This is a genomic window from Pseudomaricurvus alkylphenolicus, assembly GCF_011683955.1.
Lineage (GTDB): Bacteria > Pseudomonadota > Gammaproteobacteria > Pseudomonadales > Cellvibrionaceae > Pseudomaricurvus > Pseudomaricurvus alkylphenolicus.
In genome coordinates, this window is record NZ_JAAQPI010000003.1 from 610,862 (window position 1) to 636,839 (window position 25,978).

18 protein-coding genes are annotated in these 25,978 nt (G+C 55.8%); 6 read left to right on the plus strand and 12 right to left on the minus strand.

The genetic code is table 11. The features are described 5' to 3' along the window. Window positions 1-3 precede the first annotated feature (3 nt). Window positions 4-660: a subtilisin-like serine protease QhpE gene (gene qhpE / locus HBA55_RS11335; protein ID WP_166990640.1), complete on the minus strand. Its 657-nt coding sequence runs from the start codon at window positions 658-660 to the stop codon at window positions 4-6. After that, window positions 657-2,381 carry an ABC transporter ATP-binding protein gene (locus HBA55_RS11340; RefSeq protein ID WP_166990643.1) on the minus strand — a complete coding sequence of 575 codons (1,725 nt, stop codon included), beginning with the start codon at window positions 2,379-2,381 and terminating at the stop codon, window positions 657-659. Before HBA55_RS11340 ends, qhpE begins: the two co-directional genes overlap by 4 nt. A 171-nt stretch (window positions 2,382-2,552) precedes the next feature. On the opposite strand from HBA55_RS11340, the gene HBA55_RS11345 reads away from it, so the two are divergent. After that, window positions 2,553-3,026 (plus strand): methylated-DNA--[protein]-cysteine S-methyltransferase, encoded by a 474-nt coding sequence (locus HBA55_RS11345; protein WP_338109398.1) that lies wholly within the window; start codon window positions 2,553-2,555, stop codon window positions 3,024-3,026. Between the two features lie 530 nt (window positions 3,027-3,556). Here HBA55_RS11345 and HBA55_RS11350 read toward each other — a convergent pair. The 3 genes from HBA55_RS11350 to HBA55_RS11360 all read right to left on the minus strand — a co-directional run bounded on the left by HBA55_RS11350 (window position 3,557) and on the right by HBA55_RS11360 (window position 9,946). After that, window positions 3,557-4,660, minus strand: a complete 1,104-nt coding sequence (locus tag HBA55_RS11350; protein WP_166990649.1) for a class II histone deacetylase — start codon at window positions 4,658-4,660, stop codon at window positions 3,557-3,559. A 51-nt stretch (window positions 4,661-4,711) separates the two neighbouring features. Further along, window positions 4,712-6,937: a TonB-dependent receptor gene (locus HBA55_RS11355; protein ID WP_166990653.1), complete on the minus strand. Its 2,226-nt coding sequence runs from the start codon at window positions 6,935-6,937 to the stop codon at window positions 4,712-4,714. A 129-nt stretch (window positions 6,938-7,066) separates the two neighbouring features. After that, complete coding sequence (locus tag HBA55_RS11360; RefSeq protein WP_166990655.1) at window positions 7,067-9,946, minus strand: winged helix-turn-helix domain-containing protein; 2,880 nt, start codon at window positions 9,944-9,946, stop codon at window positions 7,067-7,069. A gap of 218 nt (window positions 9,947-10,164) precedes the next feature. Between HBA55_RS11360 and fbp the strand changes: the two genes are divergently transcribed. Further along, on the plus strand, window positions 10,165-11,166 hold the full coding sequence (gene fbp, locus HBA55_RS11365; protein WP_166990658.1) for a class 1 fructose-bisphosphatase: 1,002 nt from the start codon (window positions 10,165-10,167) through the stop codon (window positions 11,164-11,166). A 19-nt stretch (window positions 11,167-11,185) separates the two neighbouring features. Here the strand turns inward: fbp and HBA55_RS11370 are convergent, their stop codons facing one another. Genes HBA55_RS11370 through HBA55_RS11380 form a run of 3 tightly spaced genes read right to left on the minus strand, consistent with a single transcriptional unit; the run spans window position 11,186 to window position 13,520 of the window. Then, window positions 11,186-12,052: a pirin family protein gene (locus HBA55_RS11370; protein ID WP_166990661.1), complete on the minus strand. Its 867-nt coding sequence runs from the start codon at window positions 12,050-12,052 to the stop codon at window positions 11,186-11,188. After that, a complete protein-coding gene (locus tag HBA55_RS11375; RefSeq protein ID WP_166990664.1) occupies window positions 12,052-13,035 on the minus strand; it encodes a glutathione S-transferase family protein in 984 nt (327 codons plus the stop codon). Before HBA55_RS11375 ends, HBA55_RS11370 begins: the two co-directional genes overlap by 1 nt. Before the next feature lie 35 nt (window positions 13,036-13,070). Next, on the minus strand, window positions 13,071-13,520 hold the full coding sequence (locus HBA55_RS11380) for a DoxX family protein (protein ID WP_166990667.1): 450 nt from the start codon (window positions 13,518-13,520) through the stop codon (window positions 13,071-13,073). Between the two features lie 123 nt (window positions 13,521-13,643). On the opposite strand from HBA55_RS11380, the gene HBA55_RS11385 reads away from it, so the two are divergent. From HBA55_RS11385 to HBA55_RS11395, 3 genes are all read left to right on the plus strand, one after another. Next, the gene (locus HBA55_RS11385; protein WP_166990670.1) at window positions 13,644-14,558 is read left to right on the plus strand and encodes a LysR substrate-binding domain-containing protein; all 915 of its coding nucleotides are present in this window, start codon (window positions 13,644-13,646) and stop codon (window positions 14,556-14,558) included. A gap of 62 nt (window positions 14,559-14,620) precedes the next feature. After that, entirely contained in the window at window positions 14,621-16,621 is a 2,001-nt protein-coding gene (locus HBA55_RS11390; RefSeq protein WP_166990673.1) for a hypothetical protein, read from the plus strand. A gap of 2 nt (window positions 16,622-16,623) precedes the next feature. Next, window positions 16,624-18,684, plus strand: coding sequence for an FHA domain-containing protein (locus tag HBA55_RS11395; protein WP_166990676.1), 2,061 nt, complete (start codon window positions 16,624-16,626; stop codon window positions 18,682-18,684). Between the two features lie 25 nt (window positions 18,685-18,709). On the opposite strand, the gene HBA55_RS11400 is transcribed toward HBA55_RS11395, so the two are convergent. After that, window positions 18,710-20,683, minus strand: coding sequence for an EAL domain-containing protein (locus HBA55_RS11400; RefSeq protein WP_166990679.1), 1,974 nt, complete (start codon window positions 20,681-20,683; stop codon window positions 18,710-18,712). 287 nt (window positions 20,684-20,970) lie between these two features. Between HBA55_RS11400 and HBA55_RS11405 the strand changes: the two genes are divergently transcribed. Then, on the plus strand, window positions 20,971-21,804 hold the full coding sequence (locus HBA55_RS11405) for a hypothetical protein (RefSeq protein ID WP_166990682.1): 834 nt from the start codon (window positions 20,971-20,973) through the stop codon (window positions 21,802-21,804). A gap of 21 nt (window positions 21,805-21,825) precedes the next feature. On the opposite strand, the gene HBA55_RS11410 is transcribed toward HBA55_RS11405, so the two are convergent. The 3 genes from HBA55_RS11410 to HBA55_RS11420 all read right to left on the minus strand — a co-directional run bounded on the left by HBA55_RS11410 (window position 21,826) and on the right by HBA55_RS11420 (window position 25,974). Beyond that, window positions 21,826-22,224 (minus strand): YkvA family protein, encoded by a 399-nt coding sequence (locus HBA55_RS11410; RefSeq protein ID WP_166990685.1) that lies wholly within the window; start codon window positions 22,222-22,224, stop codon window positions 21,826-21,828. Window positions 22,225-22,304: 80 nt separating this feature from the next. Continuing rightward, on the minus strand, window positions 22,305-23,459 hold the full coding sequence (locus HBA55_RS11415; RefSeq protein WP_206019714.1) for a lipocalin-like domain-containing protein: 1,155 nt from the start codon (window positions 23,457-23,459) through the stop codon (window positions 22,305-22,307). Continuing rightward, window positions 23,440-25,974 carry an ABC transporter permease gene (locus tag HBA55_RS11420; protein WP_166990687.1) on the minus strand — a complete coding sequence of 845 codons (2,535 nt, stop codon included), beginning with the start codon at window positions 25,972-25,974 and terminating at the stop codon, window positions 23,440-23,442. The genes HBA55_RS11415 and HBA55_RS11420 overlap by 20 nt, the downstream gene beginning before the upstream one ends. Window positions 25,975-25,978 lie beyond the last annotated feature (4 nt).

Below are 25,978 nucleotides of genomic sequence, written 5' to 3' on the forward strand. Positions count from 1 at the left end.
AAATTAGCGCTGCTCTTCGCCCTGGAAACGACAACGTTGGCGGAGTTTCAATAACGCCTCTTGTCGGCTCAAGCCTGAAGCAATCAGTTTGGCCAAGCCTGCGCAAATGTAAGGCACGGCGAAACTGGCACCGCCGATCTGGCGCTGCTCCTGATCCTCCTTGCGATAATAGGGACAAGCCCCAAAGTCTGCCCTCTGACTCTGCAAGTTGGAAAACTCCCCGGGGGAGCAACGAATATCTCCGGTGACACTCACGACTTGAGCATAAGAGGCTGGAAATACCCTTGCACCCCGCGCCGGTGTGGATGCCACCAATAACACCTGTCTCTGTTCCGCGTAGTCGCAGGCCTCACGCAACACATCCCGGTTTTCACGCAAACCGAAACTCATATTGATAACATCGGCCCCGGCATCCACCAGCCAACGAATACCCTGGGCGACGGCATCCGCCGAGGTTACCGGCCGATCATCAAAGATCTTTGCCACCAATAACCCGACACCCGGTGCCTGTTGCCACAATATTCGAGAAAGCGGTGTGCCGTGGCCAATGCGGTCAATCAGAGCTTCACCGGGCTCTCCCGTTAAAGCAACACTTGCGCAAACCCGATCCACCAACTCAGGGGCCAGCCCGCTGTCCAGCAGTCCAACTTTCACACTCATTGGAATAAGGCCTCATCAGAGGTATCCACCGGTTCGAACTGCCCCTTACGCAGTCTTAACAACTGATCCGCATTGCGAAGAGGACCGGCCTGATGACTGATCACCACCCGCGTGCAATCACCGAACAGGGTATCGACCTCCTCAATAATGGCCGCCTCGGTGGCGAGATCAACACCCGCCGTAGCCTCATCCAGAATCAGGATGCGCGGATTCTGCAACAACGCCCGCGCAATCGACAGACGTTGCCGCTGGCCACCGGACAGCAAACGCCCCTGCTCCCCCACCTCTGAGTCATAACCCTGCGGCAGTGAATCAATCCAATCGTGCAGCTGTGCGGCACGAGCCACCTGCTCAATACGATCTCGACTGGCATCGGGACTGGCATAGGCAATATTCTCGGCGATACTGCCGGCAAACAACACCGTCTCCTGCCCCACCACCGCGACACGCTGGCGAAGATTGCGCAGCGATAGCTCCTGCAGCGGCGTGCCATCAATAGCAATAAACCCCTGTTGCGGATCCCAGTGACGATGCAGCAAATCAATCAACGTCGACTTACCCGTGCCGGAAGCACCAAACACCCCCACCTTACTGCCAGCCGCAATACTGAGATCGACATTACTCAAGACAGATTCATGCCGACCTTCATAGGAAAAACTCACTCCCTGCAAGACAATCGCTCCGGGCGTATTCGCGGCCAGCGTTTTTGGACTGGCAACCTCCTCCACCGCAGGTTGCGCCAACATCAACTCACCGATCCTGTCCAGACTGACCCGCGCCCGCTGACTGGCCACATACAAACCCAACAACGTCTGCACTGGCCCTGTGGCACGACTGAGGTAAATCGTAAACGCCATCAGTGTTCCCAGCGTAAACTCCCCGCTCACCACCCAATAACCGCCGATCAAGAAAATCAATGCCGTATTCGCAACCAGCAACAGGCCCGGCACACTGGAGGTCACATAATTCAGAATATTCAGACGCAAGAGATCGCCAAGGTATGCCTCACTCAGATCCTCCAGGCGCCTGCTCTCCCGCCCCTGCGCATTGGAAGCCTGAATAAACTTCATCGCCGACAGCGTAGAGACAAAAAAATCACCGAGCTTACCCGTATGATCCCGCACCACATGAGTCTGCTTCTCAATCCGTGGCCGCATACGACGCAAATACATTACCTGCAATGGCAACAGCGCAAACGCAAACAACGACAACAGCGGGCTCAGACTCACCAGAATCACCAGACTGCCCATCAACGCCAATACACCATTAAAAGACGCCAATACACCGTCCGTGGCAAAACGTTGAATCTCCGCCACATCGCCATTCACCCGGCTGAGCAAATCCCCGCGACTGCGACGGGCATAAAATGCCGGCGACAACCGCTGCAAATGCTGGTACACACTGGAGCGCAGAGAAAACAAAATATGCGCCGACAGTCGGGTATAAAAATACTGGTTCACCCCGCCCAATACACTCGACACCAGACTCAGCACCACCATCGCGCCGCACAACCACGCCAGCAACGGCAGATTGCGACCCAGCAAGCCATCATCGATCAACAACTTGGTAATCCAGGGTTGAGCGAGCGACATACCCGTGGCCAGTGTTGACAGACACAACACCCCCAGCAACCCACGCCAGCGGGGTTTGACAAAACCGAACAACCAGCCCAAATGGGCCGGCGTCTCTGTCGCACGGTCATGGTGACCAGACGTCGTCATCTCTGGACGCACTCCTCTCCCAGGAAATACTGTTACACAACAGACATGGTAATCAGACACGCAGGCAGACGCCAGATCAAAAACCGTGAACATGTCCGAATTCGGCTAGTCCTCTCACTGGCCTTGGCGTATGCTCACCACAACACCTACTCAATCACACGGAGCAGCGGCGTGTACTACGACACCTTTGACAGCCCCGTCGGCGAAATCATCGTTGTGGCCAACGACGAAGGCATCTGCAACATCGACTTCCAGGACAGTCCCTGCCCCCTGCCCATAGACCCGTCCTGGCAGCAAAACCCCGAACCCTGCGCCGAAGCCAAACGCCAACTGCTCGCCTACTTTGCCGGAGAACTCAAACAATTCCAGCTGCCCCTCTCACCCCAGGGCACCGACTTCCAAAAAAGCGTCTGGAAAATACTCGCCAGCATCCCCTACGGCCAGCACACCAGCTACGGCGCCATGGCCAAACAACTGGGCAACCCCGGCGCCTCCCGCGCCGTCGGCATGGCCAATGGCCGCAACCCCATCTCCATCGTACTGCCCTGCCATCGCGTTATCGGCAGCAACGGCAAACTCACAGGTTATCGGGGCGGGCTTCCCATCAAAACCAAATTGCTGAAACTGGAAGGGATAAAATTATAGCCCGGAGTGAATTTGAGCAGCGCCGCTCCCGGCACTTGCACTCGTATTCGGGTGTACATTACATCCCGTAAATAAAAAACAGGCCGGCAAAACCGGCCCCAAGAGGAGAGATCTTAATTTGAACAGTGTTTACTTCACCGGCTGTGGCACTACTTGCCGTAGCAGCCCGAGGTCGACCGGTCGCTCTCGGAGTACGCTGTTGTGTTGTCAGTCAGCCATCAAAAACACGAGCACTACAGAACCAAGGGTGGCTGGCGGCAGTGTTTTCGGAGCATTAAAGAGGGCGCCGAAAGAGCCAAAAAGACCGGCGTTTTTTGCCGGGCTTTTTGGTGACTGAGGGCAGCCAGGATGGCCGCCCGACCGCTCCGAAAACACTGCCGCCAGCCACCCGATTGAGGCACCCAACTCCCAGAACGGCTTCCCCAACCACCAATTGAGGCACCCAACTCCCAGAACGGCTACCCCCAACCACCAATTAAGGCACCCAACTCCCAGAACGGCTTCCCCAACCACCAATTGAGGCACCCAAATTACCCAACCCGATAAACCAACTCCCGGGCATTCTCAATCACCTGCTCCTGATGCGGCTGCAACTCCTGCCCGGCGAACCCGCTCACCATCTCCAAAAACGGATCCGCCACTCCGGTATCAATACCACTCAGCTCCTCCATCACCGCCAACCCATAAAACGGCACCGTCGCCCGGGAGTACCCCCCCTCATGGCACATCAACAAACGGCCATCACAAACCTCATCCGCCACCGCCATCAACATCCGAGTCAGCTGACGATACCCATCACTGTGCATCATATTGCGACCAAACGGATCCATTGCCCCCGCATCAAACCCCGAAGGCACAACAATCAACTCTGGCTTATAACGACGCAGCGCCGGCACCACCACCCGCTCAAACGCCGCCACATAAGCCCCAACCCCGGACCCGGGAGGCATCGGCAAATTAATGTTATACCCTTCACCGTCGCCCTCACCCATCTGATGAATCAAACCCCGGTCCGCCGGAAAAAAACGATCCTGATGAATCGAAATCGTCAGCCCACGGGAATCACTCCAGAACGCCGCCTCTGTGCCGTTACCATGATGCACATCCCAATCCACAAACGCGACACGCTCCAGCCCCCGCTCCGCCAGCGCCACCTTGCCGGCAATGGCCGCATTGCCAAACAAACAAAACCCCTGCCCTTCGTCCGGCATCGCATGATGACCCGGCGGCCTCACCAACGCATAGGCATTGTTAACATCACCATTCAACACCGCATCCATTGCAGCCAAGACACCACCCGTCGAGCGCAATGCAATCTCGTAACTGCCCGGCGCACAGACCGTCAACGGCCCTGCCTCGCCGCCACCATTGGCACTCAGATGCTTCACCCTCTCCAGATAATCCCTCGTATGGAAACGCAACACATCCTCCTCCGTCGCCATACGCGGTTTAATCTGCTGCAGCTCATCCCACAAACCACTCATCTCCAGCAAATTGCGAAAACGCCGCTTGGTTTCCGGATCCTCGCCATGCGTATCCGGCTGCACCGTTTTTCCGTCCGCCGGAATCAGTGCCGCATGACTGCCGGTATCATGCCACGCGTAACTTTCATGCCAGACAAAACCTGTTTTCATTGTTTACCTCCACATCGCAATAAACTTGCAGACAATATTCAGACAAGCGAATTATTGAAACTGATAAGAAAAAGAAACACCGTAGTTAGCGGGTTCAGCATTGATGGCGAGAAACAGACCAAACGCCGGCACATCGTTGATATAACGCAGATAATCCTCGTCCGTTACATTCTTGCCCCAGGCCGTCACCCGCCAGCGTCCATCCTCCCCCACCAGAGAAGCGCTCAAATCCAACGTGTGATAACTGTCCACCCAGTGATCGTCAGCATTTTGTATCTCCAAATAGCGCTCGTCGTTCCAGCTGTAGTTGGCCACCAACTCAAGACCTATTGAGTCAGACAGCGAGCGGTGATAACCGACAATGGCCCCCAAGCTCAGCTCAGGTGTATTTACCGGTTGATTGCCCTTTAAAGGCACACCGTCTACCGAGAAAGGTTGCCCGCTTGCATCCAGATTAACCTCTGCAATTTCCGCGTCGGTATAACCCGCAGACAGCTGAATTCGCCAGTGGTGGTTGGGCTGCCACACGGCTTCCAGTTCCAAACCCTGACTTTCCAACACACCGATATTGCGTCGACGGGGCACCAGCTCACCAGCCAGATTCACGTTGGTCTGGTAATCCTCCACCTCGGTATAAAACAGAGAAGCATTTAACGTTAAGGTGTCCTCCCACCATGAAGATTTGTAGCCCAGCTCCCAAGCGGTTACATCTTCCGGATCAAAGGTTTCCAACGACGTGGCACCAAAGGCGAGATCAAAACCGCCGCTGCGAAAACCGGTAGAGACCGACGCAAACAGCAATTGATCCGCGCTTGGAAAATAATTGACACCCAACTTGATATTAAAATCCTCGTCACTGCGATCGCGGCGAATATCCGCGGGATCGGCACCGAACACCTCTGGAATATCAAAGCGGTCCAGTTCAAGAATGCGATTTTCATCGCCGTGCGATAGCGCTGACGGCAAAGCCGCAAATGTATCGCCTTCAATCTCATTGTCCTCTTTGGTATAGCGGGCACCGAGAATCACACTGAGGTTGTCACTGAGAGAAAACTCGTGGGAAGTAAACAGTGCCAAGGAATCTGTGGTGATCTCATGATCCGCTCCCAGCTGCAAACCGATCAGATCGGAGGCATTGGTACGCTCGACGGTGGTTAATTCATCGCGTTCGTAATAGACGCCGACCAGATAAGTCCAGCTGTCACGGCTGCCACCAAGGCGCAGCTCCTGGGTAAACTGATCAATATCGGAATACCAATCGATATTCACCGTGGCCAGGGGAGTGTTGTCGCTGTCTTCGCGATTATCCCGTTCAAAAGTTTCGTAAGCGGTCAGAGATGTCAAAGTACCCAATGCCGTTTCATGTTCAATACGCAGGCTGGCTCCTACAGCCTCACTGTCGGTGGTCGGAAAATAATCCTGATTGACGGTATAGCGGGCAATGGGATCCGTGCTCGGAGCGGTATCTGGAGCTCCACCCGGCACGGTTTGAAATAAATTATCATAAGGGGTCAACTCAGCTTCTTTCGAACCCCAGTGCATACTCAACAGAACATCGGTTTCCTCTCCCTGCCAGTTTAGCTGGCCACGCACCTGATACTGTTCCATCTCACCGGGCTGATCACCGTTAAAGAGATTGCGATAAGGCCCTTCCTGCTGGTCGATGGCTTGCACTGCCACCCGACCCAGCAAATTCTCACTGAGTGGACCGCTTACAAATGCCTCGGTTTCGAATCGCTGATGGCGACCATAACTGGCCTTGAGGCCCGCCTCGAACTCCTGACTGGGGCGGTTGCTGTAATAGTTCACAGCACCACCGGTGGTGTTGCGACCAAACACGGTTCCCTGCGGCCCCTTCAGGGCTTCAACCCGATGTACATCAAAAAAGCCCATAGAGGCCAGGAAAGGCTTGCTCAGAAATACCTCATCGAGGTGAATACCCACCGGGCTGTCAAAGCCCGCCTGAAACTCGTTCAGCCCCACGCCGCGAATCCGGAATGACGGCAGACCCGCCGCCTCGTCCAGCGCCTGGAGGTTGGGAATGGCTGCCGCCAACTGCTCCATATCCCCCAGCCCCAGCTTTTCAATGGCATCTTCGCCAAACGCGGAAATACTGATACCGACGTCCTGCTGGGATTGTTCTCGCTTTTGAGCGGTGACCACTATCTCCTCAATACTAAAACCCTGGGCACTCGCGGCGCCATGAAAGCCGCCAACGGCTGCGGTGGCCAATAGTGATACCAGAGTCTGACTCAATGGATGTTTTTTGTTGTTCATGATTATTCTCTGCCTCTCGACCGGTGTTATTTCCGATTAAGATAGCGAAGGGCAGTATCAAATAACCGATGCAAATGGACGGTATTGTCGCCATCAGGCGACCCGTCCAAAAGGACGGGTGGACGGGCACTAGCTAAGAGACAATTCCCGTGCGCGGGTAACCGCTTCTGTGCGGTTGCTGGCGCCGAGCTTGGAGAGGATATTGCTGACGTGCCAGCGTATGGTGTTGACGGATAGCGACAGCTCACTGGCTATTTGTTTGTTGGACTGGCCCCGGGACATCAACGACAGGACGGAGCTTTCCCGGGGGCTGAGGGGCTCTACCAGATCGTGCGCTGAGGTCTGTTCACTTCCTGCCAGGGGCTTCTCATCAACCCCATCCGCGAGAGGCTCTTGATCTTCTGCGGACCTGCTGGCGCCTGAGGGCTCTATTGCGGTGGCTGAGGGCTCTATTGCGGTGGCTGAGGGCTCTATGACGCCGGCGCGATCATACTGGGGCTGAGGCTTGCGTGTCGCCGCGAGAATCCCGTCCACTTGCTCGCTGACGGGCGCCGGGTTGCTGCTCTCTTGCAAGTATTGTTGCAGCCCCAGCCAAAGCGATCTGGCCTGATCCCCTTCGTCCAGGAATAATCGCTGGTAATGTTCACGACGCGAAGCTTCCAGCACCTCCAAGGCACAGGAAAATGCCCGCTGGCGTTCACCGGCCTGCAGCAGTGTCCGCGCCTGCAGCAATCCCACCTCCAGCGCCATGGCCTCCCTGCCTGCCTTGCGGGTCAAGGACTGTAGCGCTGGCAGCGCCATCAGTGTTTGCGAAGTATTGCCTCGCGCCAGCCATAAGCGTGCGGCAATCAGCGTTCGATAGTAATGGCCATCGTTCCATTGGGGCGGTGCCGGCTCGGAGCTAGTCAGATCAATCCCCAGCTCTGCCGCTTGGGATTCCAGCGCTGTCAGGAGGGAGTCCCTGGTCCCATGCTCCGCTTTGGCGAGAGATGACTTGATCTGCTGATACCCCAAATACAAGCGGGTCCGGTCAATACCCCGTTCACGAAAACTGACCAATGCCCGCTCATAGCACTCATGCACCGCCTGTTCATGCCCCTGGGCCTGCTCGATACCCGCCAGTGTCACAAACGCCAGATTGCGAATATCCAGCGCCGCGCATTCCTCCACCAGGGCCAGACTGTCAGCGACCAAATCTCTGGCACGATCCAACTGGTTCCACTCGTAGTAGATAGAGCCTTTGAGCACATTGATCATGGCCGCACTGAAACCATGGTGATTAAGCTCGTTAATCACCAGTCTCTCCGCCGCCTCCATCAGTTCCAATGTTTCGCGCAGAGCGCCGCGGGCCAGCAACGATAAGCCCATCAACACATGAGCGTAGACCTGTCCATAGACCGAGCCGCTCTGGCGGTGACGCACCAGCGCCTTTTGCCCCCAGGCCAGCGCCTGACTCAGTTCGCTGCGGGACATACTCAGAAACCCCATGGCATTGGCCTGGGTGCCCGCAAAATAGGAAAACTCCTGTTCATCCGGCAGAGGTTCAGCGCCCAGTCTCGCGGCACCGGCAAAATCATCACTGATCACGGCATTGGCCAGCCGCAGCACATTGATCTCCGCTTGAATCAAACGGGCCCGCCGCTCACTCAGGGGGTCATGAGACTGCTGTTGCCGGTGCAAGTCCCGTTCGGTGTTGTCCAGAATGCGATCCGTCTTCTGCCATAGCCCCATATGCATCAGCGCCCAGCAGTGATAGGAGCGCAGACGATAGCTATGGCTGTAAATTTCCTCCGGCACCCGACGCAACCAGCGATCCACCTGTGGCAGCCGACCGTCATAGATAAGGGCCAATGCGTGGGTTTCCAGCAGCTGCGCTGCGTGATGAGCTTCATCCGACTCCAGCGCGTAATTGATGGCTTCTTCCGCCATGCCCTTGTCGAGAAACCACTGCGATGCTTTGAGGGATAACCGGGAAATCTGATGGGGCATATCCCGCTGTAGACGCGCCAGCAGAAAATCACGAAACAAATGATGGTAACGGTACCAGCGGCGAACATCGTCCAATGGCACCAGGAACAGGTTGCTCTCTTCAAGCTGCTCCAACAGCTTTTGACCATTGGCAGCGCCCGTGAGGCGGTCAGCCAACTCCGCGTTTACTCGCTCCAATACTGCCGTTTTCAGTAGAAAGTTCTGTACCTCTTGACTCTGCTGGCTCAGCACTTCGGCGGCGAGATAGTCCGCGACGGCTCTAATATCACCGCGGAAGCCATCGATGAACCGCTGGCGTTGTTCGGCGTCCTGCAGCGACAGCGTTGCCAGTTGCAAACCGGCGATCCAGCCTTCGGTTTTGCGGTTAAGCTCCTGCACCTCCAGGGTGCTGAGATCCAACCCGCGAAGATCAAGGAAAAACCTGGTGGCCTCCTGTTGATCAAATCGCATGTCCGCTTCGCTGATTTCAGTAATCCCGCCGGAAGCCCTCAGGCTCGCTACCGGCAATGACGGCATTGTCCGCGAAGCAATCACCAGATGAAAGTTGGCGGGAGAGAAGTTGATCAAATCTTGAATGACCGCAGCCACTTCCGGGCAGTCCACCAGATGGTAGTCGTCCAGAAACAGGGTCAGGGGCTGATCCAGGTCGACAATTTCATTGATCAGGCAACCCACCACGTCATGGGCTCGCAGCTGGCCGCCCCCATCCAGACAGCGCTGGGCTTCCTCGCCGTTGATAAGACCGGTGGCCTGCAAGGCGGCAATCAGATAGTTGAGCAGCCGGCCTGGATCGGCATCGTCCTTGTCCAGCGATAACCAGGCGCTGGCCCCGGCAAGCCGATCCCGCCACTGGGCCAACACGGTACTCTTGCCAAACCCCGCTGACGATTGCAGCAGCGTCAGTCGCGCCGGCCCTTGCTTTAGGAGACTGCTCAACAGGCGCTCTCTCAGCACGGTCGCCGACAAAGACACCGGGGGAAACAGCTTGGTCTGGATAATCGTGACCGGCGAAGTCTTCATAGGTGCGATCTTCTCAATAAGGTCTTCTGTAGCCAGGTTAAAAACAAGGGAAATCCCTTAATTTAGCTTTTCACAAACCGACATTATTTTCCACAACGGCACTTTATCCCCCATTTCACAGCCTGTTTGCAATCTGTCGTCCAATTGCCATTGACAAATCATCGCCAAAAGCGACACTTACACCTTTGCTCACCAGCCCTCAGGAATAAGTACCCTCCATGTCCATGACCAAAACCCTCGGCGAATTCATTGTTGAATGCCAGTCCGAATATCCCGACGCCACTGGCGCACTCAGCTCGCTGTTTTCCTCCATTCGCCTGGCGGCCAAGGTGGTCAACCGCGAAATCAACAAAGCCGGCCTGGTAGACATTACCGGCGCCGCCGGTGCTGAGAACGTGCAGGGGGAGCAACAGCAAAAGCTCGACATCTACGCCAACGACAAATTCAAGTCGGCGCTGCAGGCGCGCGGTGAGGTCTGCGGAATCGCCTCAGAGGAGGAAGACAAGTACGTCAATTTTGAAGGCAACAGCCAGGACGGAGACTATGTGGTCTTGATGGATCCCCTGGACGGCTCCTCCAATATCGATGTTAACGTATCGGTGGGCACCATTTTCTCGATCTATCGCCGGGTTTCCGCCAAGGGGCAACCGGTTACTGATGAGGACTTCCTGCAGCCGGGCAACAAGCAGGTGGCTGCCGGCTATGTGATCTACGGCTCCTCCACCATGCTGGTTTACACCACCGGCAATGGCGTAAACGGGTTCACCTATGACCCGAGCCTGGGGGTTTTCTGCCTCTCGCATCCGAATATGACCACGCCTGAAGACGGCAACATCTACTCGGTTAACGAAGGCAACTATGTTCACTTCCCGGAGGGTGTGAAGAAGTACATTAAATACTGTCAGGAAGAAGACGTGGCCACCCATCGGCCTTATACCTCCCGTTACATTGGCTCGTTGGTGTCGGATTTCCACCGCAACCTGATCAAGGGCGGCATCTACCTGTACCCAACCTCGTCCAGCCACCCGAACGGCAAACTGCGCCTACTCTACGAGTGCAACCCCATCGCTTTCCTGGCGGAACAGGCCGGTGGCAAGGCGGTTGCCAGCCCCGGCCAGCGTATCCTCGACCTTAAGCCCGGTGAACTGCACGAGCGCACTCCGTTTATCGTAGGGTCCACTAAAATGGTGGAAAAAGTCGAGGAATTTCTGGCTGACTGATGCATTTCCCGAGAGCGGATTATTGGACCAGGCGGTTGTGCTGATAATCCTCCAGCGCCTGTTCCAATTGCTCTCGGGTATTCATCACAAACGGGCCATACTGGGCGATAGGCTCTGCCAGGGGCTTGCCGGCGAGCACCAGCGCCCGGGCACCTTCCGACCCCGCCTGCAATAGCAGCCTGTCGCCTGGACCGTAAAAACCCATCTGCCGCCGGTTAAGTTCCAGCGTACTGCCGCCGTAAACGTAAACCATGGCTGGGTTCTCGCCGGCAAAGCTCAAATCCACTGCCGCTCCCGACGGCAGCATCACATCTGCCAGTACCGGCTCAGTGGTAAAAGCGGGTAGCGCCCCGTGAACGGTTTGAACCGCGTCGCTGTGCTGCGGATCAGCCACCTCAATATCACCAGCGATCGATCTCACTACCGCGCCGGAGGCCAACGCAGCTTGTGCAATTTCCGCAGAGCGGATGTCACGGTAAGCGGCCGGTTTCATTTTTTCATCAGCCGGCAAATTCAGCCAGATCTGGAATCCGTGCAACAAGCCCTGCTCCTGCTCGGGCATCTCGGAGTGAATAACACCGCGGCCGGCTGTCATCCACTGCACATCCCCGGCCTCAATCACACCTTCATTGCCCATATGGTCCCGATGGCGCATGCGCCCTGCTTTCATATAGGTGATGGTTTCAAACCCGCGATGAGGATGAGAAGGGAAACCACCGACATAATCACTGGCAGCATCGGAGTTGATTTCGTCAAGCATTAGAAACGGGTCCATCGCCGCGTTCAACTGCCGGCCTGCCAGGCGTGAGATCTTTACACCGTCACCATCACTGGCCGCCATCGCATTGACGGTCTGCAACAGCGATCGCTTGGATAATGGGCTCATCAGGCCACCTCCCGTGATTCGCTCAAGGATTGCCTTGCGTGTGCGACCGTATAATCGATATCCGGCCCCACTGGCACAACGCCCGTTGGATTAATGGTTTTGTGGCTACCGTAGTAGTGCTCTTTGATGTGCCCAAAGTCCACAGTGTCGGCCACGCCTGGCACCTGGTAGAGTTCGCGCACATAGGCGGAGATCGCCGGATAATCCTCAAGACGCTGGCGGTTGCACTTAAAGTGGCCATGGTAGACAGCATCAAACCGTATCAGCGTGGTAAACAGGCGCCAGTCGGCTTCGGTGATGCAATCGCCCACCAGATAACGCTGCTGTTGCAATTGCGCCTCCAGGCAATCCAGCGTCTCAAACAGTTCCCGGTATGCCGTTTCGTAGGCCTCCTGGGTGGTCGCGAAGCCCGCCCGATACACACCGTTGTTAATGTTGTGGTACACGCGCTCATTGATCGCATCTATGTCGGCCAACAGCACTTCAGGCGCATAGTTGTCAGTGTTGTCAGTCAGGTGGTCAAAGGCGCTGTTGAACATCCGAATGATTTCCGCCGACTCGTTGTTAACAATCGTCTGGGTCTTTTTGTCCCAGAGTACCGGCACGGTTACCCTTCCTTCGTAATCCGGAGCGGCTTTCAAATAGACTTGGTAGAGGTGATGGAGACCGTAGAGGTCGTCTCCGCCACTAAAACTCCAGCCATGCTCCAGCATCAAGGGGTCCACAACACTGACACTGATCAGGGACTCCAGCCCCTTGAGCTTGCGAAAGATCAGCGTCCGATGAGCCCAGGGACAAGCCAGGGATACGTACAGGTGATAGCGACCCGGCTCAGCCTTAAAACCTCCATTGCCTGTAGGACCAGCGCTTCCGTCGGGGGTAATCCAATGGCGGAAGCGGCTTTCCTGGCGCTTGAATTCCCCCTGATTGTTTTTGGTGTCATACCACTGGTCTACCCATTGGCCGTTTTGCAGTAATCCCATTGTTAAATCCTCTCGTTGATGTATTCGGTCTGCTTTCAGGACACTTGAACGCGGTTATGGATGAACTGGTCTGCGCTTATGCTGCCCGCACCTCGCACAACCAGTGCGGCACTGATCACAAACAATGCCAGGCCAAATTCGTAGCCGTTGTTGCTCATAAACAGGCCATTGCCAATGTGCACTGCAAAAATAGCCACCAGCATGGTTACCGCCAGCACCAGTGCCGCCGGGCGAACGAGCAATCCGACGATAAGCGCCAGACCGCCGAAAAACTCCGCGCCACCGGCCAGTGCGGCCATCAGCTCTCCGGGGTTAAGTCCGATCGATGCCATCCAGGCACCGGTGCCTTCCAGGCCGTAGCCACCAAACCAGCCAAACAGTTTCTGCGCACCGTGGGCCGCAAATACAATTCCTGCGCCTACACGCAGCGGAAGGGTGTCAATACCGGAGGTACTTTCTGTGAGCTTCGCAATCAGGGTATTCATGTTTTCGATCCTCTTTGTTGCCTTTGTTTGTGGGGTTGCTTAACGATGAGTCCAGTTTACGGATTGCCAAAAATTCAATAACCGGCTATTTTTGAGTAATTAATTCAAATTATTTGAACATTTATGAATTATAAAAATCCCTTAACTTTAGAGGCCTTACAAGTTATTGACTGTATTGAGCGGCGAGAGAGCTTTGCAAAGGCAGCGGAAGAATTGAACAAAGTACCGTCTGCACTCTCCTACATCGTGCAGAAGCTGGAAGAACAGCTGGGCGTCACGCTGTTTCAGCGTCAGGGGCGGCGCTCCGTGCTGACTCCAGCCGGTCGTGTTCTACTGGAGCAGGGTCGTGAGTTACTGGCGGCCAGTCAGCGTCTGGTGGATTTAACGCGGGAAACGGCAACCGGTTGGGAGCCTCGGCTGCGCATTGCCGTGGAAGGCATTATCGACAGTGAAGAGCTGTTTGGTTGGATTACCCCCTTTTTGCATCAACACCCCAATGTGGAGCTGGATATCTCGGAGGTCATATTGGGCGGGGGCTGGGAAGCTCTGGAACAGGATCGGGTCGATCTCGTCATCGGTGCCCCCGCCCCCAAACCGACGCACCAGGGATTTCGCACAGAACCCCTGGGCTGCGCTCAAATGGTGTTCGTGGTACGGAAAGACGACCCCATCGCCTCTCTGCCGCAACCGGTAGCTGCCGACCATCCATTGCTGCTGCAGCGGCCCATGGTGGTGGCTCACGACACTTCGGTGCAGGGGGTGCGTCGCTCCATTGGTCTGTTCGGCGGCTCGAAGTACTTGTATGTACAAACCATGGAACAGAAAATCGCCGCCCAGAGGGCTGGAGCGGGTGTCGGGCGCCTTCCTCGGAAACGAGTACAACCGCAGCTGGACTCCGGTGAGCTGGTTGAAATAGAGATTCAGAACCCGCAAACCGGCGCGGGTGGAGACACCAATCTTCTTCTGGCCTGGAGAATCAGCCATAAGGGTAAGGCGCTCAAAGCACTCGTGGACTTGATTCTGGCAGAGAGGCATTGAGTGCCAACCTCCCATGTGGATGCTATCCTTAGGACGCCACGACGGATGGGAATAAAAAAGGGATGACGATTCGTTCCGCCAAGAGGTTAACTCAAATCGCCCTGAGCTATCTGCTCTGGGCGGGACTGCTTTGGAGCACAGCAACCGCGGCACTGCCCGGACCACCCTGGGGAGGGCAGCTGACACTCACTGAGTCCTGCACAGAGTTTGTTGCCGACGTGCCCGTGCAACAGCTTTGTATCGAAGCACTGGAAGTGACCTGGCAGGCTTACGAGGACGGTGGCACACCCCGCTTCGAATGGCAGACGAATTGGCAGTGGCGCAGTGGTGTGCGTGTGGCGGGTTTTGCCAATACCATTGCTATTCACCAGTTGCCCGCGGCCGCTCGCTGGAGCCTGCGGCAATCCAGGCCGGATACCGGCAGCCTGTTCCTGGCCCAGGTTTTTGATCGGCGGCGACCGGACATTATCGCCGCCTGGCTGCTGATACAACCCAGGCATTACGCGGCCAGTGGCAAAACTTCAGCGTCCTTCCCTTCCAACCACGATGCATGGGACACGCTGTTTATCCGCCCGGACCGGCTGGCGCAGCTGGGTGAATTCTGTGGCGCTGGCACCAAGCTGACACCGAGTGATTATTTATCCCCGGACAGCTCTCGAGAACTGTTTGCGGCCGGCTTCGAGTTGTCTCAGTTGCGAACCTGTAAGCTGACCGTTGCGCGCGGTGCATTGCAGCAGGCTCTGGCGGTTAATTGTGGAGTCGTGCCTCGCACCCGGGAATGCCTGTTACAGCAACGACAATCGCGGCAAGCCCTGCGCCAATGGCAGCGTCAGTTTGATCAGCTGCTTGGCTCTGAACACTCCCAGGAGCCGACTCCTTTAGCAGCCAAACTGAACGCCACCGAACCCTTTGAAAATTCGCCGGTGTCACTGGCGGCCCAACACTGGCAGCGTGACCAAGGCTTGCAGTATTTTCAATCGGCTCGCCAGCAGGCCCGTCGCGGCAAATCCGGTCCCGCCGCTGCGCTGCAACAAGCCAGTCGGCCTCACAGCGCGCTAACCGATCTCAGCGCCGAACTGGCATGGGAGCAACGGCAAGCCAATCAGTCCCCATTGACGCGGTACAGTTCCAGCTTTATTCGCACACGCCTGGACCTTGCCGATCGATTTTTGCAGAATCCAACAGCTCGCGATGGCTCTAAGGCAATCGCTGCCGTAGAGCAGATTCTGGTCGCCAACCCGGACAACCTTAAAGCCCGCGACTATTCACTCAAACTCGCCACCCACTATCTGCGACGTATTAATCAGGCGACCAAGGCCGGGCGTCTCAAAGACGCCGAGCGTCTGGTGGCACAGCTGATGGAGCTCAATCTTTCTGCAGATCTGCTGGAAGTCATTGTCCAGGGCCTGAAGCTGCGCCGCAGCCCACCGTCGCCCAAACCCGCCGATAGTGACAAGGCGGAACAGGACAAATTGTTGCAACAAGCCCTGGCGAAAGCGGAACAGGCGCGAACACAACTGCAGCGGGCGCAACGGCAGATGGCGTCTCTGGAGCAACGCATCTCACAACAGAAAACCGACTCGGCCGACATTGCACGCCTGCGTCAGGAGCTGGAACGACTGCGCAGCCAGGGTCGCAGCGAAGCGGAGCTGGGGGAAGAAAACCGGCTGTTGGCGCAAATGCTGGCGGAACGGGAGCAATCGCTTAAGCGCTTGCATCTGCAGCAGCAGGACCTGCACCAACAACTGGCCAATGGACAGCGCCAACTGAACAAGCTCGATGCCGACAAACAGTACCTTCAACAGGAGTTGCAACAGGTCAATGGGGTACTGAGTCAGTTTGGCATCAACCGGCAGTCCATTGACAAATTCCCGCCCATTCGCGAGGCAGTGGCCGCCGAAGACTTTGAGCGTGCTATCAAACTGATGGCGGACGCCGGCCTGATCGCCCCCAACCCGGGTTTCCTGGAAAAAACCATGATCAAGCAAGGCCTCAAGATCGTCGCCAAGATTAACCGCCAGAATGAGGCGCGCACCACCTCTGAATCCGGGGCAGCGAGATAACCATGAGTGCAGACAACCCCCTGCAGTGGCAGCTGCGCCCACTGCCCAACAACCCCGAAACCGAGCTGCTCCCCCTGCGGCATGACGCCGTTATTGGACGAGACCAAAAGTGCGAGCTGGTCGTTCATTCCAACCGATTATCCCGACGTCACGCCCGCATTCAGTTGCAGGGTAACCACCTGATCATTGAAGACCTGAATTCAACCAACGGCACCCGCGTCAATGGCCAAAAAGTACATGCCAGCGCCCTCAAACCCGGCGATCAGGTCGCACTGGGCACCCTCGCTTACGAAGTCGAGTTGTTAGAGCCTTCAGCGCAATATAAAGAGCCTTCAGCACCTGAACCAGTGCCACCTGCAAAAGCCAGAATACCTTCGCCGCAGGTAGAGCCCTCAGCGGGTGAAATGCCCTCAGCGGGTGAAATGCCCTCAGCGAATAAAAAGCCAACAGAAAGTCCCGAAGCCTCAGCGGAGGAAAATGCCGCCTCCCAGAACAAAAAGGGCAACAGTACCAAGATGCTCTCACTGGGCGCCCAACCCCTGCGTCTGACCGGCCTGAGTGGTGCCATTTACGGCAAACATTTTGTCCTGCACAGCCCTCCTCTGGTAATCGGCAAGAACGACGACTGCGATATCGTCATCGCTGATGACGCTTCCATTTCCGGGCGCCACGCCGAGCTGTATTGTGAAGGCAAGAACTGGCAGATCCGCGACCTGGATTCCACCAACGGCGTACTTCGCAACAGCAAGACCTGTAAGCAAGCTCGCATCAACCCCGGTGACCTGTTAACACTCGGTCAAGTGCAGTTTCGCGTCGAACACCTGGGCGAAGATTCCAGACAACCCCAGGAGAAAGCCGGATCCGGCCACTGGAAACTGGTCGTAATGTTATGCCTGCTGTTATTTAACGCGTGGTTGTGGTTCCAACTTCGCCCGGATAGCGCACCGAAACTGCTGCGTGCGCCGCTGCAGATTGTGCTGAACTGGCGACAGCCGCTCAATCCGGGCACCCCGTTAAACAGTCCGGTACAAAGTCAGGATACCCTCGGCAACCGCTTGTTGGCTGTAAGCGATGTGGAAGGCAATCTCTTTGTTCTGGATAGCGAAGACGGAAACCGAAAGGAACACCTTTCCGGAGGCGGCGCCTTCCATAATCGCCCCCTAGCTTCCACCTCCGGGTGGCTATTGACGAACAGCGAGGGAAAACTTCAACTTGCCAGCCGCGACATCCAGACATTGAGCGAAGGCCACGGTGCTTTCTATCACGATCCACTGCTGCTGGATATCAACGGGGACGGGATAGCGGAAATCTTGGCTCTGTCCACAAAGCAGGGTGTGCTAGTTTTTGATGAGCAGGGTAACTCCGTCTGGAACAGTCAGGGCGCGAACACTTCACGGGTCCAAAGTTTTGCTGCATCCGAAAGTGAAGAGGGAAGCTTTTTTATTGCCGACGAGAACGGCGCACTGATCGCACTGGCCCCCTCACCTTCAGGTATTCAACCACTTTGGAAGCAACAAACATCCAACCAAACGCTGCACCTGCTCATGCCGAAAGATGAGCTACAGACGCTGCTGTTTGCATTTTCGCCGACTGCCGTTAGCGGGTATCAAATTGATGATGGCAATCCTGCCTGGGAGGTATCTCTGGGCGAAGCCGGTCTGAGCTTACCCACATCGGCGGATCTGAATCGGGACGGCCAGGGAGATATTATTGTTTTGGGGCTCTCCGGAGAAGTCCGCGTCCTCAACGGCGCCAATGGTCAGTCGCTATGGAGTCAGGCCCTGGAATATCGAACAATGGCGCCACCCGCCGTGGGGGAACTCAGTGGTGACAGCATTCCTGATCTGGTGCTGATCGACGACTTGGGAGGTCTGCACTTGCTGAGCGGTAAGGATGGCAAACCACTCCTGCCCAGACAACAATTGCTACAGGCAGATGTCTTGTCAGCGCCATTGTTGGCGGACATCGATGGGGACGGGTTGCTGAATTTGGTTATTGCCACGGAAGACGGAGTTGTGCACAACTACTGGCTCAACCGCACACCCCCAACTGCGACACAATAATGCAGGGCTAGTGTATTCAATAGATTCATTCTTGCTGGGACACCAGTGCGTATTGGGCAACCAGCTCAGCCAGCGGCATCGGTTTGGCAACACCATAGCCCTGGGCAAAATCCACTCCAAGCCTCTTCAGCAGCTGCTTGCAGGCGTCGTCCTCGACAAATTCCGCTACCGTTCGCTTTCCCATTAAATGCGCCAGCTCATTAATGCTGCGCACCATCGCCAGATCGATCGGATCCTTCGCCATGTCCCGCACAAAACTGCCATCGATTTTGACGTAGTCGACAGGTAGATTTTTGAGATAACCGAAAGACGACAAGCCACTGCCAAAATCATCCAACGCGAAGCGACAGCCCAGCGATTGCAACTGTTCAATAAACTGCGTGGCTCGCTGAAGATTACTGATGGCCGCCGTTTCCGTGATTTCGAAACAGATCCGGCCCGACAGCTCAGGAAAATTCGTCATCTGCTCACTGGCAAAGGGCAGAAAATCCGAATCGCCCAATGTAAGGCCAGACAGATTGATGCTAAAGGTGTTAAAGACTTGCAACAGCTCAGGCACTTGCCGCAGGTGTTCAAGCGCGGCCACCAACACGTAGCGATCCAGCTTGGCCGATATACCGTAGCGCTCCGCTGCGGGCAGGAAAGCCCCCGGGGGGGCCAGGCTGCCGTCTTCATTGCGATAGCGAATCAACAGCTCAACATGGCGGCTGTGTTCATCATCTGCCAGCGCCTCAATCACTTGCCCGACAATAATAAACCGACGCTGCTCAATACCTTCGTGAATGGTGGACACCCAGTGCATTTCACCTTGGTGACGAGCGGTGACATCGTCGTCGCGGCGATGCTCCTGAATACGATTTCTGCCCTGTTCTTTGGCCATGTAGCAGGCGGTGTCCGCATCTCGCAGGATATCACTGACCTGCGCATCGGACTGATCGAAAATAACGACACCAATACTGGCGGTAACCTTAAACTGACGCCCCTCCCAGGGAAAATTAAATTCATCAATGGCAGACCGCAACTTCTCCGCCAACTCCCTGGCTTCAATCTCGGCGCAGTACTGTAACAACACTGCAAATTCGTCACCGCCGAGACGGGCGACACTGTCCTGCTGCCGAACCTGATCGCGAATGATCTCGCCAAGCTGTTTGAGCAGCTGGTCACCCGCCAGATGACCACAGGTATCGTTGATCACTTTGAATTGGTCTGCGTCGATAAAGAATACCGCGTGGGTGCTCTTATCGGTGATCGCTAACGCCAGGCTGGTTTCCACCCGACGCTCAAATTCGTGCCGATTGATCAGCCCGGTCAGCAAATCATGGCTGGCCTGGTAACTGAGCCTGGCCGCCATTTGCTTGGCGCGGGTGATGTCCCGGGTCATCGCCAGATGGGCAATCACCTTGCCGTCATTGTCATGCAGCGGCACGGCATGGCTTTCAACCGATTTGCGCGTGCCTTTGAGCCCTATGACATCGTACTCAATCTGCTCCGACTTCCCCGCAAAGATACGGGCGTTGAAGTCGATATAGAGCTGCCGATGCTCCGGCGCAATCAAGTCATAAACCGACTGCCCTTGTACCTCGCCCAGACTGTCGGCCTCGACAATATTCAATCCGGCAGGGTTCATCTCCATCAGGGTACCGTCGCGGGCCACGGTCTTGACACACTCGGGGGCAAACTGGATCACCTGACTCAGTTTTTCCCGCTCCATCATCAGTGCCTGTTTTTGCGACTGCACACGCAGAGAGGAAACGGTCGATGTCACGCCTATCAACAGAATCAGCAACGACAGGGTCGAGCGGAAGTAGATCTCTGCGGCTTCAGGGTGAAACAGCTGCTGTAACCATGTTCCCTCACCCAGCATCAGGGCATCAACAAAGGGGTCAACCACCCAAACCGCCACCACTGCCAACAGCGAGAGCCTGCAGGCAAAGGAGCGAAAGACATCTGACAAGGACGCTTCCGGGGGCAAATTAAGCAGGGCTCTGAATAATGTCACTAGGGCTCTCAGGTGGTTGGTTATATATGGCCAGAATTCACCGGCGCAGCTGCTCTACAAAAAAGCCCGATATTGTACTGCAAAAATAGCTGCCCGGATGAGTTGTCAATAAATTCCCCCTACTTTTGCGTGATTTCCCACGGATCTGTTGCGAAATTTGCGTTTCCGCTTGGATTAGGCTCTTGTTGTGGAGCCTGCCGGCCGGCATCCTGACACACCCTTCGGATCAATGGATGACCCGTAAGAGACCTTCGCCACAAAAGATCAAACAAAAAGGAATTTGACTCATGATCTCTTCTTCAAAGTACGCCTCCCATTTAACCTTCAAACTGCTGCTGGGTTTCGAGCTCTGCCTGATTTGCGCCACCGGATGTGCCGACATTGTTGCCTATGACCTGGTCAAAGGGGGCAGCCAGAACCTGCTGGCCTATAACAACCCCTTTCGCAACGCCTTTGCTTCAACGGATGATACCTTTCAGATTCACCACCTTGGCAATGCTCCGATTGGCGAAAATTTGATAGATCGCTCAGCTGCACCGCCCTTTGATGACAACTTTGGTATCCTGCAGCCCTCGGACCCCTATCCGTTTTTTGCCGCCCAGGATATCGACAACAGTGACAACCCCAACGGCAGCGCGGAAGCCACCTGGCGCTTTGCCATTGGAGGGTTTGACCAGCTCAAGCTGCTGATTGATATCGCTGCCATGGGCGACTTTGAAAGTGGAGACCGCTTCAGCTTTGATTACGCCCTGGATGGTGGCGTTCGTCAAACCTTGTTCGACCTCAATGCAGAAACCTCACTGCAACAGACCTATACACTGGCTTCAGGTCTGACCAGAGTGCTCAATGATCCTCTGGCCATCGACGGCAGACTGCTGGATAACAGATTACAAACCTTTCAGCGATCAATTGATGGAACGGCCCGAGAGCTGGATCTGTTTTTCTTTGGCAGCCAGAACGGCGGCGAAGAGGTGCTGGCGTTTCGCAATATCATTGTGGAAGGAGAGCGCCTGGCACCGGCATCCAGCGTGCCTGCACCCTCAACGCTGGGGCTGATCGCCTTACCGCTGCTGTTTTGGCGGCGCTGGCGACGCTATCAAGACAGGGAAGCCCTAAAATAGCCGCATGGCAATAAGCAAAGATTAGTCCCGGTTAAACCACCGCCCCATGGTCTCACGCGCTTTTTCCTTATGCTCTACCTTGATATGTGCAGCAATGGCCGCTACGGCCGCCACCAGCACGCCGAGATCGTCGGAATAACCCGCCAGCGGCGTCAGATCGGGAATCGCGTCCAGAGGAGTAATGAAATAGCCCAACGCGGCGTAAACCACCGATTTGGCCCAGGCAGGGGTGTCGTCATCCTGGGCGGCATAAAACAACCGCAAGGCGGGCTCCAATACGCTCTCGCCGGCCACTCTGGCGTAATTCTTGATCTTGTCCCAAAAACCCTTTTCAGAATATTCCTGCTCAAACTTGTTGTCGGTTTTTTCCTTTTTTTCACTGTTGTCCGCAGCTTCCACTTTATCCACTTCCTCCGTCATCGTCGCCTCCTCTTTGAGATTGGCATGGGTTTGAGATTGGCAGGGGTTGAGATTCGCTTAGGTATCAGATTACCACAGCGTTAACCCTCAGGGTTTATGCGGGTCATCTCCAGGTAGCCGCGGCCAACTGGCTTTCTGTTCGGTAATTCATAGATGACAACCGCCCCTTCCCAGTATTTGACCGCCAGATCCATATACTGATTTCGCACCGGCGCTTCAATCAACCATTGTTCCCCGGTAGTCCGGTCGCTCATCCGCCATCGGACTGCATAATCGAATCCGTTGGGCGCACGCCAGTGATCCAGCTCCACAAGATCTATATCGTTCCTGCTGAGCAATTCATATTGGCCATTCGCTGCCACCCGGCCACCCTGGCTATTGGGATGGGCACCGCCTGTAAATTCTCGCAATTGGTAATACATCAGGTCACGGCCGTCATCGAACTGCAAGGCAAACCAGTCCCAGCCCTCCATATCATCATCCAAAGCGCTGGTACTCCATTCCCGGTCAAACCAACTCAAGCCATCCACCTCATACACAACGTCACCGACGCGGACCTTTCCGCGACTGTGAATTCGAGTGATCGAGTAATAATAGGAGGCGTTACCGGGGGCACGCCCTTTTTGACTTAGGCCCTTGTTTCCCTGCAATACCGGAGGCTTCGCAGAACGAAGATCGAGTTCGATGGCGAAGTTCCGGTCAATAACTTTTAATTGCCAGTGCTTCTGTCCGGACAAAGACCAATCGTCCAACCATACGCGCAGAGGATTTGCCTGCGCGCCTGCAAGCCCCGGAGACGAGCGGGAAAAGCGTTGCCCATACAGATGCTGACCGTCACCAAGATCACTGACGGCTGCATGCGCCATCCAGGCTGAGTCACTCAACCACTGCGAAGGGTTTTGCTGTTTGAGTGACTGCGCTTCTTCGATGGGGCTGAGAGCGTTTCGAAAAAACGTGACTTGGTAGCCGAGCCGATGGCCGTCTTTAGCCACCAGATTTCCAGTCAAATACCACCATTCATTGCGAAACGCCGGGTGGGGGCCATGGTCACGTGGAAATTCAAACACACGCGGTGTGGTTGCACGATCATAACCCGACACGTCACTGCCACCCAGCAGCTGCCCCAGCTGTAGTGGATCTTGTCTGGGTGTTTTTTCCACACAGCCTGTCAGACACAGTACCAGCAGAATCAACCCGAGGCGCAGGCACATGGCACTATTGCTCTCGCAAGCCATTGGCCGGTTGCAGCCGGGCCGCACGCCAGGCGGGATACAAGCCGGCCACCAGCGCGGAGAGAATACCCAACGCAAACGCCTGCAGGAAGGTTTCCCAGGCCCAGTAAAACTGTATGCTCCAACCAAAAGAGCGACGATTAATAACATCAATCAATACATCCGCCATCACCACGCCCATGGGCATTGCCAATAGCGCCGCCACCAAACCCATCAGTCCGGTTTCTGTAAGCACCATTGCCATCAATTGACCGGGTTTCATTCCCATCGCGCGCAACAGGGCATACTGTTGCTGTCGCTCGAGTTGCAACGCCAACAGGGCGCTGATGATGGCAACCATGGCCACAACAATCACCAATAAACGCAGAGCTTGCGTGATCGTAAAGGTGCGATCAAACAAAGCCAGACTCAGGGTGCGGATACCTTCACTGGAATGCCATTGCAGAGTTTCACTGTATGGCACCAGTCTCTCTGCAACGCGTTGGTGCCATAGCTCCGCAGAAACATTCGGGGGACGAGAGAGGCTTATTGCCGTCACCCGCTGATCACGCCACCATTGCCGATAGACCTGGTCGTCCATCAGCAGCAAACCCCGGCTGGAGGTATAGTCGTAAAACACGCCCAAAACACTGAAGGTCTTCTCGCCCACGTCAGTGAGCAGGGTGATCGAATCGCCGCTGCTGAGGCTGCGATGATATGCCAGGGTTTCGGATATCATCACCCCCTCGTCCTCTTGAAGACGCGTCTGCCAATTTGCTTCTGATGCCATTATCAATTCCGGTGTGACCAGTGGCGTTGGACTGGCAACGGCCATCAATCGCAGGGGACCAAACTGTGTTTCTACCAGGGTTCGCCGTATTTGCCGTAATTGAAAAACCTCTGCGGAGTGGCGCAGATCATCAATCAAATCAGCGGGTACGCTTTGAGTATTGCGATTCCGTACGCTGATATGCATGTCGCCCTGGAGGCTTTGTTCCAGCCAGTGAATCACTGTCTGGCGAAAGCTGCCAATCATCACCCCGACACCAACGGTAACCGAGAGTGCCAACGCCAATGCCGCCACGGCCAGACCGGAACGGCTGACTCCGCGGGCAATGCCGCGAACGGCCATACGGGTACTGATGCCAAAACCATAGCCGAACACCGCCATAATCAACTTGACCAGCAACATCAACAGCGCTGGTATGCATAGACAGAAACCCACCACCTGCAGCCCCAGGGCGGCAAATCCACCCCACAGGGAGCCGGAGGGCCACTGCAACCACGCGCTTCCCAGAGCTGCGAGAACCGCCCCAAACAATAGCATCCATGGCAATCGCCGGTGCCAACCGGACTCAACCACCGAACGCTGCAACACCTGCACGGGAAGACTCTTGCCAGCCTCCCAAGCTGGCACCAAAGACGATATGAACGCTGTCCCAAGTCCCAGCACAAATCCCTTGGCTATTGAGCGGTAGTCGAGCAAGAATGCGGTAACGTGCAGATGAAAATACAAATCACTGATGGTGCCACTGACAAACCGCACCAACACCTGCCCCAGCGCCACTCCGAACGCACAACCCAAAACCCCAAACACCACAGCAACGATCAGCGTTTCTATGCAAATCAAACGTATTAACTCTGAGCGGGTAACACCCAGCGATCTCAAAATACCCAGCGACGTGCGACGCTTGAGCACGGAAAAGGTTACTGTGTTGACAATGAGTAGCGCGGCGACTAGCAGCGCCAACAAACTCATGGCTGTGAGATTGTGGTGAAAGGCGGCGCTCATCTGCATCAATCTCTGCTGACGATTCCCGGTATCTATAAGCGTCAAACCTGCAGGCAACCATTCCCGCAGCGGTTCAACCTCGTCGTTTTGCAGATGCAGATCAATGCTGTCGATAACACCAAATCGGCCCAGCAACCATTGCGCCGTGGACATATCGGCAAATACCAGTCCTTCGGCGGCGGCGGCATTGTCCGCTTCGAAAGTCGCCGCCAGTACCACCGACTTGATAGCCCCATCAATATCAAGGTTGAATGACTCCGAAGACTTAAGCCCGAGCTGCTGAGCGGTTTGCTGGCTTAACACCACGGAAGGCTGTTGCAGTAGAACCCGGATGGGATTAATCCTGACTTTGGCATCGGCCAGCGCAAGAGAATCAGGCTGCACCCCATTGAGCGCCACCTCACTAAAAGGATCCGTACCGAGCAAGATCAAGGTTCTGCCCTGAACCCGGACACGCCCCCGTATTACTGGAGCGCTGGAACGGAATCCCAGATCCGTTCGCAACGATGTATAAATCCGTTCATCAATGCCGGAAGGTCCGCCGAGGATCTGATGGCTCGCCCCAGCGGTCACCGATTCCAGCGTTAGCGCAAAGGCCCGCCGGGCACTGGCATTGGCAACATCCACGGCGACCACCATGGCCACAGCCAGAGCAATACCCAACCCCATCAGACCCGTCTGCCAGGGATGTCGTCGCAGGTAGCCCCAGCTGCTGCGATGCAACAGCGACACGCTCTTTAACGACATTGGC